The 15,287-nt window shown below is 59.6% G+C and carries 15 protein-coding genes; 3 read left to right on the forward strand and 12 right to left on the reverse strand.

Annotation, left to right across the window (positions count from 1 at the left end):
* Positions 1–58 precede the first annotated feature (58 nt).
* The 12 genes from atpE to rpmH form a co-directional block, all read right to left on the reverse strand.
* Entirely contained in the window at positions 59–286 is a 228-nt protein-coding gene (atpE, locus tag H3221_RS04850; protein ID WP_003241387.1) for a F0F1 ATP synthase subunit C, read from the reverse strand.
* Positions 287–352: 66 nt separating this feature from the next.
* Positions 353–1,171: a F0F1 ATP synthase subunit A gene (gene atpB / locus H3221_RS04855; protein WP_021487440.1), complete on the reverse strand. Its 819-nt coding sequence runs from the start codon at positions 1,169–1,171 to the stop codon at positions 353–355.
* A gap of 24 nt (positions 1,172–1,195) precedes the next feature.
* Complete coding sequence (locus tag H3221_RS04860; protein WP_045733559.1) at positions 1,196–1,585, reverse strand: F0F1 ATP synthase subunit I; 390 nt, start codon at positions 1,583–1,585, stop codon at positions 1,196–1,198.
* 130 nt (positions 1,586–1,715) lie between these two features.
* The gene (locus tag H3221_RS04865) at positions 1,716–2,585 is read right to left on the reverse strand and encodes a ParB/RepB/Spo0J family partition protein (RefSeq protein WP_196447281.1); all 870 of its coding nucleotides are present in this window, start codon (positions 2,583–2,585) and stop codon (positions 1,716–1,718) included.
* 11 nt (positions 2,586–2,596) lie between these two features.
* The gene (locus tag H3221_RS04870) at positions 2,597–3,385 is read right to left on the reverse strand and encodes a ParA family protein (RefSeq protein ID WP_074677179.1); all 789 of its coding nucleotides are present in this window, start codon (positions 3,383–3,385) and stop codon (positions 2,597–2,599) included.
* Positions 3,386–3,396: 11 nt separating this feature from the next.
* Complete coding sequence (gene rsmG, locus H3221_RS04875) at positions 3,397–4,044, reverse strand: 16S rRNA (guanine(527)-N(7))-methyltransferase RsmG (RefSeq protein WP_196447536.1); 648 nt, start codon at positions 4,042–4,044, stop codon at positions 3,397–3,399.
* Complete coding sequence (gene mnmG / locus H3221_RS04880; protein WP_196474381.1) at positions 4,041–5,933, reverse strand: tRNA uridine-5-carboxymethylaminomethyl(34) synthesis enzyme MnmG; 1,893 nt, start codon at positions 5,931–5,933, stop codon at positions 4,041–4,043. The genes rsmG and mnmG overlap by 4 nt, the downstream gene beginning before the upstream one ends.
* A gap of 883 nt (positions 5,934–6,816) precedes the next feature.
* A complete protein-coding gene (gene mnmE / locus H3221_RS04885; protein ID WP_196474380.1) occupies positions 6,817–8,184 on the reverse strand; it encodes a tRNA uridine-5-carboxymethylaminomethyl(34) synthesis GTPase MnmE in 1,368 nt (455 codons plus the stop codon).
* A gap of 176 nt (positions 8,185–8,360) precedes the next feature.
* The gene (gene yidC / locus H3221_RS04890; RefSeq protein WP_196447284.1) at positions 8,361–10,106 is read right to left on the reverse strand and encodes a membrane protein insertase YidC; all 1,746 of its coding nucleotides are present in this window, start codon (positions 10,104–10,106) and stop codon (positions 8,361–8,363) included.
* A gap of 2 nt (positions 10,107–10,108) precedes the next feature.
* Positions 10,109–10,354: a membrane protein insertion efficiency factor YidD gene (yidD, locus tag H3221_RS04895; RefSeq protein WP_013717990.1), complete on the reverse strand. Its 246-nt coding sequence runs from the start codon at positions 10,352–10,354 to the stop codon at positions 10,109–10,111.
* The gene (gene rnpA / locus H3221_RS04900) at positions 10,347–10,751 is read right to left on the reverse strand and encodes a ribonuclease P protein component (protein WP_196447285.1); all 405 of its coding nucleotides are present in this window, start codon (positions 10,749–10,751) and stop codon (positions 10,347–10,349) included. The genes yidD and rnpA overlap by 8 nt, the downstream gene beginning before the upstream one ends.
* 13 nt (positions 10,752–10,764) lie before the next feature.
* Entirely contained in the window at positions 10,765–10,899 is a 135-nt protein-coding gene (rpmH, locus tag H3221_RS04905) for a 50S ribosomal protein L34 (RefSeq protein WP_002551315.1), read from the reverse strand.
* Positions 10,900–11,420: 521 nt separating this feature from the next.
* Here rpmH and dnaA point away from each other — a divergent pair.
* The 3 genes from dnaA (at position 11,421) to recF (ending at position 15,286) form a co-directional block, all read left to right on the forward strand.
* Positions 11,421–12,908 (forward strand): chromosomal replication initiator protein DnaA, encoded by a 1,488-nt coding sequence (dnaA, locus tag H3221_RS04910; protein WP_196447286.1) that lies wholly within the window; start codon positions 11,421–11,423, stop codon positions 12,906–12,908.
* 171 nt (positions 12,909–13,079) lie between these two features.
* A complete protein-coding gene (gene dnaN / locus H3221_RS04915) occupies positions 13,080–14,183 on the forward strand; it encodes a DNA polymerase III subunit beta (RefSeq protein ID WP_160018690.1) in 1,104 nt (367 codons plus the stop codon).
* Positions 14,183–15,286, forward strand: a complete 1,104-nt coding sequence (recF, locus tag H3221_RS04920) for a DNA replication/repair protein RecF (RefSeq protein ID WP_196447287.1) — start codon at positions 14,183–14,185, stop codon at positions 15,284–15,286. The genes dnaN and recF overlap by 1 nt, the downstream gene beginning before the upstream one ends.
* Position 15,287 lies beyond the last annotated feature (1 nt).

Genomic DNA, 15,287 nt, shown 5'->3' on the forward strand with positions numbered 1-15,287 from the left:
CAGGGAAGAAAAGCCTGAAGAGGCAGCACTCATCATGCTGCCTCGAACTCAGGAACTCTTAACCCGCGACAACGAAGATCAGGTACATCGCGATACCAACACCGATCATCGGAACGGCGTCGAGCAGACCGGCCATCAGGAAGGTCTTGGTTTGCAGCTGCGGGCCCAGCTCAGGCTGGCGAGCGGTGGATTCCAGCAGCTTGCCGCCCAGCAGGGCGAAGCCGATACCGGTACCCAGGGCACCCAGACCGATCATGATGGCAGCGGCGATGTAGACGAGTTCCATAGTTAGCTCCAGAGTTTTTAGAGGTTAAGGTTACGAGTTAGGGGTTTTCGGGTTTTTCGATGTCGATCAGTGGTGATCTTCGTGCGCAGCACTCAGATAAACCACGGTCAGCACCATGAAAATGAACGCCTGCAGCGGTATGACCAGGATGTGGAAGATAGCCCATGGCACGTTGAGCCCCCACTGAACGTAGAAGGGCAGCAGCGCGATCAGGATAAACACCACTTCACCGGCATACATGTTGCCGAACAGACGCAGGGCCAGGCTCAGCGGCTTGGTCAGCAGGCCGATGATTTCCAGGAACAGGTTGAAAGGAATCAGCGCCCAGTGATTGAACGGGGTGAACGACAGTTCCTTGGTAAAACCACCGATGCCCTTGACCTTGATGCTGTAGAAGATGATCAGCAGGAACACGCCCAGGGAGATACCGAAGGTACCGTTAGGGTCGGCGGTGGGGACGATCTTGAAGTACGGCAGGCCCATGGCATGGGCCAGGCCCGGAATGTAGTCGACCGGGATCCACTTCAGGCTGTTCATCAGGAACACCCAGACGAAGATGGTCAGGGCCAGCGGCGCAACCAGTGGGTTCTTGCCGTGGAAGGTATCCTTGACGATGCCCTGGACGAACTCGATGCACATCTCGGCCATGTTCTGCAGGCCGGTCGGTACGCCGGTAACGGCGCGCTTGGCGGCAATGCGGAACAGGGTGATGAAGATCAGGCCCATGAACAGGGACCAACCCAGAGTGTCCACATGGACAGCCCAGAAGCCCATCGCTTTCACCTCTTCCGGGGTCTGGGCAATGATCCAGCCCTTATCCGGGTGAGAGCCGTAGACCAGGTTCTGCAGGTGATGCTGGATATATTCTGCTGGGGTATCAGCCATAAACGCCTCAAACGGTCCAATGCTTCAGAAAACTTTCATGAGTAGGGGGGCACAGGCTGCAGCCAGAAGGCCAAGCAGGTAACCGATGAACAGCTGCATCGGTGCAAGTGGTTCAACCCCTACGAACGCCAGTGCAAACAGCACTGCCGTGATAATCCATTTACCCATGGCCCCGGCCCAGATCGACTGGACGATGGCTCGGGCCGAACGCGCGCCAAAGTAACGAAAGGCCTTGAATGCGAAATACGCGTTGGCCAGCAGGGCGATCAGCCCTCCCAGCAATGCCGAATAGGCCGCAACCCATCCGCCACTGACGGCAAAAATCACTGCAATCACAGCCGTCACGATGGCCTGAAGAATCAGGATCGGAAAACCTGGCTGACGATGAAACGGGACCTTACTGGGGATGCCCATCGACCTCTCCCTGCAAGGTGCCGAAACTCGGCCCGTAGCCGACAAAATTGCGCGGGGAGTATAGGGTTCAGCCTGCGCCCGATCAACCGTGCTGTAGTAGGAGTGAAGTAGGACTACAGACTGAATTGTTTCAACGAATGTGCGCCAGTACACCCTGCAATTCGTCGAGGGAGCTGTAGCGAATCACCAACTGCCCTTTGCCCTTGCTGCCGTGCTTGATCTGCACGGGCGAGCCCAGACGCTCTGCGAGCTTCTGCTCCAGGCGACTGATGTCCGGGTCTGCCTTGGCCTTGACCGGGGCTGGTTTGGCGCTGAGCCACTGTCGCACCAGTGCTTCGGTCTGACGAACGGTCAGGCCACGTGCGACAACATGTCGCGCAGCTTCAACCTGCTGTTCGAGGGGTAAACCGAGCAGTGCACGGGCATGCCCCATCTCCAGGTCGCCATGCGAAAGCAGGGTCTTGATCTCTTCCGGCAGGGCGATCAGGCGCAGCAGGTTGGTGATGGTGACGCGGGATTTGCCCACCGCATCGGCGACCTGTTGCTGGGTCAGCTCGAATTCCTGCTGCAGACGCTGCAGGGCCACGGCTTCCTCGATCGGGTTGAGGTCTTCGCGCTGGATATTCTCGATCAGCGCCATGGCGATGGCGGCTTCATCCGGCAGTTCACGGACCATGGCCGGAATCTTGTCCTGACCGGCCAGCTGGCTGGCACGCCAGCGTCGTTCACCGGCGACAATCTCGAAACGTCCACCACCGATGGGGCGCAGGACGATGGGCTGCATCACGCCCTGGGCACGAATGGAGGCAGCGAGCTCTTCCAGAGCGGTCTGGTCCATGTCACGGCGAGGCTGGTACTTGCCGCGCTGGATCAGCTCCAGCGGCACGTATTGCAGTTCACGCGTGTCGACCTGAGCGGCCTCTTCCTGCAATGCATTGACGGTGTTGCCGCCAAGCAGTGCGTCCAGACCTCGACCCAGACCTCGTTTCTTCGCAACCATGCGGATGTTCCTTAAGCGGTAGCAGTTTTCGCGGCGGCACGCTGACGGCGCACCAGCTCGCCGGCCAAGGCCAGGTAGGCGATGGCACCACGGGATTGTTTGTCGTAGACCAGCGCCGGCATACCGAAGCTCGGTGCTTCGGCCAGCCGTACGTTGCGCGGTATCACGACGTCATACAGCTTGTCACCGAAGTGCTGCTTGAGCTGAGCCGTGACGTCGTTGGTCAGGCTGATACGCGGGTCATACATGGTGCGCAGCAGACCTTCGATCTGCAGCTTGGGATTGAGCAGCTGGGCGATGCGCTGGATGCTGTTGACCAGATCGGAAAGCCCCTCGAGCGCGTAGTACTCGCACTGCATGGGGATGATCACACCATCGGCAGCGACCAGGGCATTGATGGTCAGCATGCTCAGAGACGGTGGGCAGTCGATGAGGATGTAGTCGTAGTTCTCGCGGATCGGCGCCAGGGCATAACGCAGGCGACTCTCCTTCATCTTCATTTCCAACAGGGCGACTTCGGCGGCCGTCAGATCGCGGTTGGCCGGCAGCAGCTGGTAGCCACCGTGTTCGGAGAACTGCATGGCCTGGCTCAGGTCGCATTCGCCGATCAGTACGTCGTAGATCGAATGTTCGAGTCCATGCTTGTCGACACCGCTGCCCATGGTCGCGTTGCCCTGCGGATCCAGATCGATGAGCAGCACACGGCGTTTGGTCGCTACCAGAGAGGCGGCCAGGTTGATGCACGTCGTGGTTTTGCCCACGCCGCCTTTCTGATTGGCGATCGCGAATACCTTGGCCATCTTCTTTCCCCTTAGACCGAGCGACGCAGTATCAACAGATGGCGCTGGCCTTGGCAACCGGGAACCCGCAACACATGCGTGGCACTGAGACGGAAGTCAGTCGGCAGAGCTTGCAACTCGTCATCCGGGTGCACGCCTTTCATCGCCAGCCAGTGGGTGTCGACGCTGCCGAGGTGACGCGTCCAGTTGCTGAAGTCTTCCAGGCTGCTGAACGCCCGCGAGCTGATACCGTCGAACGGCTGCTCGGGTCGATACGCTTCGACCCGGTTGTGGACAACCTCGAGGTTGGCGAGTTTCAGCTCCAGCTTCACCTGCACTAGAAAACGGGTCTTCTTGCCGTTGGAGTCGAGCAGGGTAAAGCGCCGCTCGGGGAACATGATTGCCAGCGGAACACCGGGCATGCCACCGCCGCTGCCGACGTCCAGCCAGTTATCCCCACGCTCGGCCACGAACGGCACCACCGACAGGCTGTCGAGCAGATGGCGCGAAACCATCTCGTCGGGGTCGCGCACCGCAGTGAGGTTGTAAGCCTTGTTCCACTTGATCAGCAGGCCCAGGTAGGCGAGCAGTTGTTCCTGCTGCTGCGCGCTGAGTTCGATACCGAGCTCGCGGGCACCCTGGATCAGTTCTTCGGCGTGACGCTGAGTGACCGACATCAGGCGCTCTGCTCCAGCTTCTGTCCGGCGCTGCGTTTTTTCAGGTGAATCAGCAGCAGGGAAATCGCCGCCGGGGTGACCCCCGGTATCCGTGAAGCCTGGCCAAGCGTGGCTGGGCGGGTGCTGCCGAGCTTGAACTGGATTTCCTTGGACAGCCCGGAGATCGAGGCATAGTCCAGGTCATCCGGCAGTTTGGTGTCTTCACTGGCACGCAGTTTGGCGATCTCGTCCTGTTGGCGGTCGATATAGCCGGCGTACTTGGTCTTGATCTCGACCTGCTCGGCCACCTGGTTATCCACAACCGGTGCTTCAGTCAGTTCGACCAGCGTGGCGTAATCGATCTCCGGCCGAGCCAGCAGGTTGAGCAGGTTGTATTCGTGAGCCAACGGCGTACCGAAACGCGCGGCAATGGCATCGCCTTGCGGCGTGCCTGGGCGCACCCAGGTGCTCTTCAGGCGCTGCTCTTCCTGCACGATACCTTCACGCTTGGCCTCGAAGGCCGCCCAGCGCTCGTCGTCGATCAGACCCAGCTCGCGGCCTTTCTCGGTCAGGCGCAGGTCGGCGTTGTCCTCACGCAGAATCAGCCGGTATTCGGCACGCGAGGTGAACATGCGGTACGGCTCCTGGGTGCCCAGGGTGATCAGGTCATCGACCAGCACGCCGATGTAGGCTTCGTCACGACGCGGACACCAGGCTTCCTTGCCCTGCGCGCGCAGGGCGGCGTTGCAGCCGGCAAGCAGGCCCTGAGCGCCGGCTTCTTCGTAGCCGGTGGTACCGTTGATCTGGCCAGCGAAGAACAGCCCGCCGATGACCTTGGTTTCCAGGCTGTACTTGAGATCACGCGGATCGAAGTAGTCGTATTCGATGGCATATCCAGGGCGCACGATGTGGGCGTTTTCCATGCCACGGATGCTGCGCACGATCTCCAGCTGCACGTCGAACGGCAGTGAAGTGGAGATGCCGTTGGGGTACAGCTCATGAGTGGTCAGGCCTTCCGGCTCGATGAACACCTGGTGGCTGTCCTTGTCGGCGAAGCGATGGATCTTGTCCTCGATCGACGGGCAGTAGCGCGGGCCTACACCTTCAATCACACCGGAGTACATCGGCGAGCGGTCGAGGTTGGCGGCGATGATCTCGTGAGTACGTGCGTTGGTGTGGGTGATCCAGCAACTGATCTGCTTCGGTTGATGTTCACGCTTGCCGAGGAAGGACATCAGCGGCGTAGGGGTATCACCCGGCTGCTCGGTCATTACCGAGAAATCCACAGAACGACCGTCGATGCGTGGTGGCGTACCGGTTTTCAGACGACCGACGCGCAGTGGCAGTTCACGCAGGCGATGCGCCAGGGCGATGGAAGGTGGATCACCGGCACGACCGCCAGAGTAATTCTGCAGACCAATGTGGATAAGTCCGCCGAGGAACGTGCCTGTGGTCAACACCACGGAATCCGCGTGGAACCTGAGGCCCATCTGGGTAACCACGCCTTTGACTTCAGCGTTTTCCACAATCAGATCATCAGCAGCCTGTTGAAAAATCCACAGGTTGGCCTGGTTTTCCAGAATCTCGCGTACTGCGGCCTTGTACAGCACGCGGTCGGCCTGCGCGCGGGTCGCACGTACGGCTGGGCCTTTGCGGCTGTTGAGAATACGGAACTGGATACCGCCCTTGTCGGTAGCGATGGCCATGGCGCCGCCAAGGGCATCGATTTCCTTGACCAGGTGACTCTTGCCAATACCGCCTATGGCAGGGTTGCAGCTCATCTGGCCGAGGGTCTCGACATTGTGGGTGAGCAGCAGGGTCTTCACGCCCATGCGTGCTGCAGCCAGAGCTGCTTCGGTACCGGCATGACCGCCGCCGATCACGATCACGTCAAAACGGGAAGGGAAATCCACCACGCACCTCGTGCCTGTTGAGAAAGGGATCTTTTGTAGCGTGAAAGTCGCGTAGCGACGCCCTCCATGATGCCCTTCTCCCCGGGGGAGAAGGTGGCGCGTAGCGCCGGATGAGGGCGGGCATGCTGCGAAGCTTCCATCGTTCGGGGGCGCTTGCGCCATGCCCGATCAGAAAGGCGGCAAGTATAGGGGCTTCAGCCTGCTGAATGAAGCCTTCTGCACAAAAAATAGCCAGCTGGTTGGCTATGTTCTGCTCTGCTTGAGCCTTTACCTGATGACCCTATCCAGATGAAAAGTGCGCTCAGGCTTATAAAGAATAGAAAAGAGAGAATTTTTATAAAGCTTGTTCTTTATGTTTATGTATAGAGAGAGCCTTTTCTGTGGATAAAGCTTTCTAAGCCATGCAGCTACTGGTGTACAGCGAATGATAAGCCTGTGTCATTCCTGCTCGGTTCCGCTGGGAAAGCTGCTGAACCACTGTGGATGAAAGGGCCAGTTACCCACAGGGGGAGTTGCGCCCAGCTTTGTCATAGGGTTATGGGCAGGGTTCAGGTGCGGTTTTCCACAGGGTTTATTTCGCGATGAATAAATCTTCAGACCACCTGGAATTCGGCTGAAAGCCGGGCATTGTCACAACGCCGTGTTAGCCCTTGATGGGGCTCAAGCTTATGTAAGGAGGGCTGGGCGAGCCGACGATTGCCATAGGTATCAGTCTGGGACGCAGCCTGCGTCTGGCCTGCAGTTCGTAGCCCGGATGAAATCCGGAAAGGCGGTAAGAGCAGGATTGATGACGCGACCTATGCTCTTCTCGCGGATAAATCCGCTCCTACAGGCTAGCTGTGGATAAGAGGATGGCGAGTGCAGAGCGCCTGAGTATGTGGCTTCACTTGCCGATGCAGAAGCTGGAGAAGATGCGTCCCAGCAGGTCGTCGCTGCTGAAGGCGCCAGTGATCTCACCCAGCGCTTGTTGGGCCATGCGCAGATCCTCTGCCAGCAGCTCGCCCGCGCCCATCAGGGTGAGCTGGTTGCGGCCGTGTTCGAGGTGATGTTCGGCCTTATGCAGTGCTTCGAGATGGCGGCGTCGCGCGCTGAAGCCGCTCTCTGCGGTCTGTTGATAACCCATGCAGGCTTTCAGGTGTTCGCGCAGCAGTTCCAGGCCGTCTGCGGATTTGGCCGACAGGCTGAGGGTGACGTGGCCATCGGCGCTGGTTTGCAGTGTGACTGTCTCACCAGAGAGATCGGCCTTGTTGCGGATCAGGGTGACGCGTGCAGGATCCGGGCGCTGTTCCAGAAACTCTGGCCACAGGGCGAAAGGATCAGCCGCTTCCGGTGCGGTGGAGTCCACCACCAGTAGCACGCGATCAGCCTCGCCAATGGCTTTGAGCGCGCGTTCCACGCCGATGCGCTCGACCTGATCGTCAGTGTCGCGCAGGCCGGCGGTGTCGACCACGTGCAGGGGCATGCCATCGATGTGTATATGTTCGCGCAGCACGTCGCGGGTGGTGCCGGCGATATCGGTGACAATGGCCGCTTCACGCCCGGCCAGTGCATTGAGCAGGCTGGATTTGCCGGCATTGGGCCGGCCGGCGATGACCACGGTCATGCCGTCGCGCAGCAAGGCACCCTGGCCGGCTTCGCGCAGCACTGTGGATAAGTTTGCACGCACGCTGTCGAGCTGGCTTAGCACATGGCCATCGGCGAGAAAGTCGATCTCCTCCTCGGGGAAGTCGATGGCGGCTTCGACGTAGATGCGCAGCTGGATCAAAGACTCGGTCAGTGCATGCACCCGTTTGGAGAACTCGCCCTGCAGCGAACGCAGTGCATTGCGCGCAGCCTGTTCGGAGCTGGCCTCGATCAGATCGGCGATGGCTTCGGCTTGAGCCAGGTCGAGCTTGTCGTTGAGGAAGGCGCGCTCGCTGAACTCACCTGGTCGTGCCAGGCGTGCGCCCAATGCCATGCAACGGCGTAGCAACAGATCGAGCACGACTGGGCCACCGTGGCCCTGAAGTTCCAGTACGTCTTCACCCGTGAAGGAATTGGGACCGGGAAAGTAGATGGCCAGACCTTCGTCCAGCGTCAGCTCGCTCTCGCCATAAAACGGCCCGTGATGAGCGAAGCGTGGCTTCAACTCGCGCCTGCAGATGGCCTGGGCCAATTGACCCGCAAGAGGACCAGATACTCGCACGATACCTACACCACCCCGACCTTGGGCGGTTGCGACGGCAGCGATGGTATCTCGGGCGTGGTTCATGGCGGTTTTCTCGGTGCGTACGACTGAATATAGGAGCGAGGGGAAGCCTGGTTCTCTGCTCGCAAAGCCTGTGGATACAGAGATTCGCGAGCAGAGCTCGCTCCTACGACAAATGCCTGGATAGCAAAACGCCCCAATCATGGGGCGTTTGCTTGATGCTTGGAAGTCTTGGCGAATCAGGCGTTGGCCGGTTTCGCTGCTGCTTCGATCTTGCGCGTAATGTACCACTGCTGGGCGATGGACAGGCAGTTGTTGACTACCCAGTACAGCACCAGACCTGCAGGGAACCACAGGAAGAAGAAGGTGAAGATGATCGGCATCAGCTTCAGCACGCGGGCCTGCATGGGGTCCGGCGGCGTCGGGTTGAGCTGCTGCTGGATGAACATGGTCGCGCCCATGATGATCGGCAGGATGAAGAACGGATCCTTGATCGACAGGTCGGTGATCCACAGCAGCCAGGGCGCCTGACGCATCTCGACCGATTCCAGGAGCACCCAGTACAGGGCGAGGAAGACCGGCATCTGCACCAGGATCGGCAGGCAGCCGCCCAGCGGGTTGATCTTCTCTTTCTTGTACAGCTCCATCATCGCCTGGGACATCTTCTGGCGATCGTCACCGTGCTGTTCTTTCAGCGCCTGCAGTTTCGGCGATACGGCACGCATGCGCGCCATGGAACGGTAACTGGCGGCAGACAGCGGGAAGAAGATCAGCTTGATGATGATGGTCAGGAAAATGATCGACCAGCCCCAGTTGCCGAGCACGCCATGGATCACTTCCAGCAGCCAGAAGATCGGCTGCGCGAGGAACCACAGGAAGCCGTAGTCGACGGTCAGCTCCAGGCCCGGAGACAGGGTGCCCAGGTGCTCTTGCAGCTTGGGACCTGCGTAGAGGATCGCGCCCGTTTCGCCCTGAGCGCCGGCCGCGACCTGTATGGACGGACCAGTGAAGCCGACGATGTAGTTCCCCTGGCTGTCCTTGCGAGTCTGTACCAGATTGGTGCTGTCCTTGTTCGGCACCCAGGCGGTGACGAAGTAGTGCTGCAGCCAGGCGACCCAGCCACCCTGCACGGTTTCCTTGAAGGACTGCTTGTCGATGTCCTTCATCGACACCTTCTTGTACGGCTCTTCGGTGGTCCACAGTGCGGCGCCGAGGTAGGTGGCGGTGCCGGTAGCGGTGGTCGAGGACGGATCGCCGCTGTTGTCGCGTTTGAGCTGGGCGAACAGGTTGCCGCTCCAGGCTTGCTCGCTCTGGTTGTCGATCAGATAGCGCACGTCGACCTGATAGGCGGACGGATCGATGCAGCCAGGCTTCTTCAGTTGTTGCTCACGCGCCGAGCATTGCGGATTGAGACCGCGCTTGAAGCTGTAGCGCTTGATGTAGTTGACGCCGTTCTCGCTGAACGTGAGATCGACCACCAGGCTGTCCTGGCCTTCGGCCAGTTCGTAGCTCTGCTTCTCGCTGCTCCACAGGGAACGACCGCTGGATTTGTCCGGGGCGTTCTGGCCAATCAGGCCGCTCTGCGCCAGGTAGGTACGCTCGTTGCCGTTATCGAACAGCTGGAACGGCACGTCCGGGCGATCCTGACGACGCGGGTACTGCGGTAGACGCAGTTGCACGACATCACCACCACGCGGGTCGATGGCCAGGTCCAGCACATCGGTCTTGACGCGAATCAGCTCGTCGCTGGCAGCAGCGGTAGGCGCAACGGCAGCTGCAGTCGGCTCGGCCACGGCAGTTGGGATGTCGTCGCCGCTGGTGCTGGCGGTTGCAGCGGGTGTGTCGGGCAGGGCAGGCGTCGCAGCGGTCGAGGTACTAACCTCGGCTGGCAGGGCAGCCTGGCCATAGTCCTCGTTCCATTGCAGGACCATGAGGTAGGACACGACTGCCAGGGCGACGATCAGGATCGAACGTTGGATATCCATGATTATTCGGCCATCGAAGGGGAACGGGATGTTTTAACGGGTGGAACCGGATCGAAACCGCCGGCATTCCAGGGATGGCAGCGACCAAGACGGCGTGCTGCCAGCCAGCCACCACGCAGGAAGCCATGTTGCTCGATGGCTTCGTAGGCATAGCAGGAGCAGCTGGGATAGAAGCGACAATGACTGGCCATCAGCGGACTGATGGCGTAGCGATAAACCTGTATACAGGCTAGAGCCGCTTTACGCATGGGGATTGTCGCTTGTCCCGGGGGATAAGTCTGCGTCGCGACTGGGCCGGCTTCGGGCCAAGCGTTTCCAGAGTTTGCCGAACTGCTGAGCGAGCTCGCCATTCCCCAGATCACCTAGCCCTTTGCGGGCGACCACCACGATGTCCCAGCCTGTCAGGTTGTCCTGATTGAGGCGAAAGGACTCGCGGATTTGACGCTTGATGCGGTTGCGCTCGACGGCGAGCTTGACGCTCTTTTTGCCGATCACCAAACCTAGGCGGGGATGATCAAGCTGGTTATCGCGCGCTAGCAACAGGACACTTTTGCCCGGAGCTTTACCGCTTGGGGAGTCGAAGACTGCCTTGAATTGCCGGGGAGTCAGCAGTCGCTTTTCCCGGCCGAAGCCTCGACTCACCACCTGTCTGGATTAATTAGACAGCAAGACGCTTGCGGCCCTTGGCGCGACGACGCGACAGGACGGCACGGCCGTTCTTGGTGGCCATACGGGCACGGAAACCGTGGGTGCGAGCGCGCTTGATGGTGCTGGGTTGGAAAGTGCGTTTCATGGTGCGTTACCTGGGTGATCGACTAGGGTCGGTATGACCCCGGTTTTAAGAGACCGGCAATTCTAGAGAAAGCCGCGCGGTAGGTCAATTTCCAACCAGCCTTATTCGCCAGATAGAAATAGAAAGAAGGAAAAGGGTTTAAAGCTCTTTTTCTATGTTTATGTTGAATGGTGTTGCCAATGTCTGTGGACAACCTTCTGATGGCAGCGCTCTGCTTGCTCATCCGGTAATGATAAGTCTGTCCAAAAGGCGTGGTACGCCTGTGCGTGTCCTGCATACAGCCTGAGGATAGAAAGCCGGGTTACCCACAGCGTGGTTATCCGACCGTTCATCCCCAGGGTTTTGCAGAAGCTTATCGGATGCTTATCCACAAGGCTTATGGGGTGTCTGATAAGCCTGATGAATGGAACTAAGGCTTTGATTTTACTTGGCCATCTACCCTCTGCTATGTGGATAACTCTGTCGTTGGCCGTTACAATGGCTGCTGTTTTTTGCATCGCCGCCTGGATAGGGGATAGTCAGTGTCAGTGGAACTATGGCAGCAATGCGTCGAGCTTTTGCGCGACGAGTTGCCGGCCCAGCAATTCAACACCTGGATACGTCCTCTGCAGGTCGAAGCCGAAGGCGATGAGCTGCGCGTGTATGCGCCGAATCGTTTCGTACTCGACTGGGTCAACGAGAAATACCTGAGCCGTTTGCTTGAGTTGCTCGGTGAGCGTGCCGGCGGTCTGGTACCTGCGCTTTCCTTATTAATAGGTAGCAAACGCGCAGCCACTGCCCGTGTTGCGCCAACGGCCCCGTTGCCTGCTGCTGCACGTGCCGCTCAGGTGCAGGCAGCAGCCGTCAGCAAGCCAGTGCCGCCGCCGGCGCAGCAAGAGCCGTCGCGTGCCAGCTTCGACTCCATGGCAGGCTCAGCGCCGCAACCGCCGACCCCAGCCGTTGCGCCACGCACCGAACGTACCGTACAGGTCGAAGGTGGCCTGAAGCACACCAGCTACCTCAATCGTACTTTCACCTTCGATAACTTCGTCGAGGGCAAGTCGAACCAGTTGGCGCGCGCTGCCGCCTGGCAGGTGGCGGACAACCCCAAGCACGGTTACAACCCGCTGTTCCTTTATGGCGGCGTCGGCCTGGGCAAGACTCACCTGATGCATGCCGTGGGTAACCACCTGCTGGCGAAGAACCCTAACGCCAAGGTGGTTTACCTGCATTCCGAGCGATTCGTCGCCGACATGGTCAAGGCGTTGCAGCTCAACGCCATCAACGAATTCAAGCGCTTCTACCGTTCGGTCGATGCGCTGCTGATCGATGACATCCAGTTCTTCGCCAAGAAGGAGCGCTCCCAGGAGGAGTTCTTCCACACCTTCAACGCGCTGCTCGAAGGGGGTCAGCAGGTGATCCTCACCAGCGACCGCTACCCGAAAGAGATCGAAGGCCTGGAAGAGCGCCTGAAGTCGCGCTTCGGCTGGGGTCTGACCGTGGCGGTCGAACCGCCCGAACTGGAAACTCGCGTGGCAATCCTGATGAAGAAGGCCGACCAGGCCAAGGTCGATCTGCCGCACGATGCCGCGTTCTTCATTGCCCAGCGTATTCGCTCCAACGTGCGTGAGCTGGAAGGCGCGCTGAAACGTGTGATCGCTCACTCGCACTTCATGGGCCGAGACATCACCATCGAACTGATCCGCGAATCGCTCAAGGATCTGCTGGCCCTGCAGGACAAGCTGGTCAGCATCGACAATATTCAGCGCACCACCGCCGAGTACTACAAGATCAAGATCACCGATCTGCTTTCCAAGCGTCGGTCGCGCTCGATCGCTCGGCCGCGTCAGGTGGCCATGGCATTGTCGAAGGAACTGACCAATCACAGCCTGCCGGAAATCGGTGTGGCCTTCGGCGGTCGCGATCACACCACGGTGTTGCACGCATGTCGTAAGATTGCTGAACTTAGGGGATCCGACGCGGACATCCGCGAGGACTACAAGAACCTGCTGCGCACCCTGACTACCTGAACCAGTTAAAGGCTGCTGCGCGTTGGCTCTGCTGCGTTGAAAACAGGCTCGGAATGCTCATGTACAAAAGTACACTCCGCTTCCTCCCCTGTTTTCGCCTTGCATGGCGCTAGCTCGCGAGACTTTTTACAGGTTCTAATTACGACTATCCACGAGGCAAGGGACTAGACCATGCATTTCACCATTCAACGCGAAGCCCTGTTGAAACCCCTGCAACTGGTCGCCGGTGTCGTGGAACGACGCCAGACGCTGCCGGTATTGTCCAACGTGCTGCTGGTGGTTGAAGGCCAGCAGCTGTCGCTTACCGGTACCGACCTCGAGGTCGAACTGGTTGGCCGCGTCACACTCGAAGATGCCGCCGAACCGGGTGAAATCACCGTGCCGGCGCGCAAACTGATGGATATCTGCAAGAGCCTGCCGAGCGACGCGCTGATCGACATTCGTGTCGATGATCAGAAGTTGCTGGTCAAGGCCGGGCGCAGTCGTTTCACTCTGTCGACTCTGCCGGCCAACGACTTCCCCACCGTCGAGGAAGGTCCGGGGTCGCTGACCTTCAACCTGCCGCAAGCCAAGCTGCGTCGTCTGATCGAACGCACCAGCTTCGCCATGGCTCAACAGGATGTGCGCTACTACCTCAACGGCATGCTCCTGGAAGTGCAGAGTGGCCTGCTGCGTGCGGTCGCCACCGACGGTCACCGTCTGGCCATGTGCTCGATGGAAGCGATCATCCAGCAGGAAGGCAAGCATCAGGTCATCGTGCCGCGCAAGGGTATTCTCGAACTGGCTCGTCTGCTCACCGAGCAGGACGCCGAAGTTGCCATCGTTCTCGGTCAGCACCACATCCGTGCCAACACCGGCGAGTTCACCTTCACCTCGAAACTGGTGGACGGCAAGTTCCCGGATTACGAGCGCGTGCTGCCGCGTGGTGGCGACAAGCTGGTGCTGGCGGATCGTCAGGGCCTGCGTGAAGCGTTCAGCCGCACCGCGATTCTGTCCAACGAGAAGTACCGTGGTATTCGCCTGACCCTGGCGTCTGGTCTGCTGAAGATTCAGGCCAACAACCCGGAGCAGGAAGAAGCCGAGGAAGAGATCGTTGTCGACTATGCTGGCAGCGGTCTGGAGATTGGTTTCAACGTCAGCTATCTGCTGGATGTGCTCGGCGTGATGGGCACCGAGCAGGTGCGCCTGATTCTCTCCGACTCCAACAGCAGTGCCCTGTTGCAGGAAGCTGACAACGACGATTCTGCCTACGTTGTCATGCCGATGCGTCTTTAATGTCCCTAAGCCGTATCACGGTCACCGCGGTGCGCAATCTGCACCCGGTGACCCTTTCCCCCTCCTCCCGCATCAACATCCTCCACGGCGCCAACGGCAGCGGCAAAACCAGCGTGCTCGAGGCGATCCATCTGCTCGGGCTTGCACGCTCCTTCCGCAGCACACGTCTGCAGCCAGTCATCCATTACGAGCAGCCCGCCTGCACTATTTTCGGTCAGGTACAGTTGGTCGAAGGTGGTTCCAGCAATCTGGGTATATCGCGCGATCGCCAGGGTGAGCTGCAGATTCGTATCGATGGGCAGAATGCGCGCAGTGCTGCGCAGCTAGCCGATCTGTTGCCGCTGCAACTGATCAACCCAGACAGCTTCCGGCTGCTGGAAGGTGCACCGAAGATCCGCCGACAGTTTCTCGATTGGGGCGTGTTCCACGTGGAACATCGTTTTCTAGGCGCCTGGCAACGTCTGCAGAAAGCCCTGCGGCAGCGGAACTCATGGCTGCGCCATGGTACACTTGACGGTGCTTCGCAGGCCGCATGGGACCGTGAACTGTGCAGTGCTAGCGAGGAAATCGACACCTACCGACGGGCCTACATACAGGCGTTGAAACCGGTGTTCGAACGGACCCTGGCCGAGCTGCTGGAGTTGGAAGGGCTTACCCTCAGTTACTACCGTGGGTGGGACAAGGATCGGGACCTGAGCGAAGTGCTCGCCACATCCCTCCTTCGCGATCAGCAACTTGGGCATACCCAGGCTGGGCCGCAGCGCGCCGATTTGCGCCTACGACTTGCGGGGCACAACGCGGCAGAGGTTCTGTCGCGAGGACAACAGAAATTGGTGGTGTGCGCATTGCGCATCGCCCAAGGCCACTTGGTTAACGAAGCCAAGCGTGGCCAGTGTATCTATCTGGTGGACGACCTACCGTCGGAGCTGGATGAGCAGCATCGCCAGGCATTGTGCCGGTTGCTGGAAGATTTGCGCTGCCAGGTGTTCATCACCTGTGTGGATCATGAATTGTTGAGGGAAGGCTGGCAGACGGATACGCCGGTTGCCATGTTCCACGTGGAACATGGCCGTATCACCCAGACCCAAGACCATCGGGAGTGAA

Origin of the sequence: Pseudomonas chaetocerotis (genome assembly GCF_015712105.2) — a bacterium.
Lineage (GTDB): Bacteria > Pseudomonadota > Gammaproteobacteria > Pseudomonadales > Pseudomonadaceae > Aquipseudomonas > Aquipseudomonas chaetocerotis.

Excerpts from the sequence above, each read along its gene's own strand:
- H3221_RS04870 (WP_074677179.1), bottom strand. The coding sequence starts at position 3,385 with ATGGCCAAGGTATTCGCGATCGCCAATCAGAAAGGCGGCGTGGGCAAA.
- mnmE (WP_196474380.1), bottom strand. The coding sequence starts at position 8,184 with ATGAACCACGCCCGAGATACCATCGCTGCCGTCGCAACCGCCCAAGGT.
- dnaN (WP_160018690.1), top strand. The coding sequence starts at position 13,080 with ATGCATTTCACCATTCAACGCGAAGCCCTGTTGAAACCCCTGCAACTG.
- yidC (WP_196447284.1), bottom strand. The coding sequence starts at position 10,106 with ATGGATATCCAACGTTCGATCCTGATCGTCGCCCTGGCAGTCGTGTCC.
- atpB (WP_021487440.1), bottom strand. The coding sequence starts at position 1,171 with ATGGCTGATACCCCAGCAGAATATATCCAGCATCACCTGCAGAACCTG.
- H3221_RS04860 (WP_045733559.1), bottom strand. The coding sequence starts at position 1,585 with ATGGGCATCCCCAGTAAGGTCCCGTTTCATCGTCAGCCAGGTTTTCCG.
- atpE (WP_003241387.1), bottom strand. The coding sequence starts at position 286 with ATGGAACTCGTCTACATCGCCGCTGCCATCATGATCGGTCTGGGTGCC.
- H3221_RS04865 (WP_196447281.1), bottom strand. The coding sequence starts at position 2,585 with ATGGTTGCGAAGAAACGAGGTCTGGGTCGAGGTCTGGACGCACTGCTT.
- recF (WP_196447287.1), top strand. The coding sequence starts at position 14,183 with ATGTCCCTAAGCCGTATCACGGTCACCGCGGTGCGCAATCTGCACCCG.
- yidD (WP_013717990.1), bottom strand. The coding sequence starts at position 10,354 with ATGCGTAAAGCGGCTCTAGCCTGTATACAGGTTTATCGCTACGCCATC.
- rpmH (WP_002551315.1), bottom strand. The coding sequence starts at position 10,899 with ATGAAACGCACTTTCCAACCCAGCACCATCAAGCGCGCTCGCACCCAC.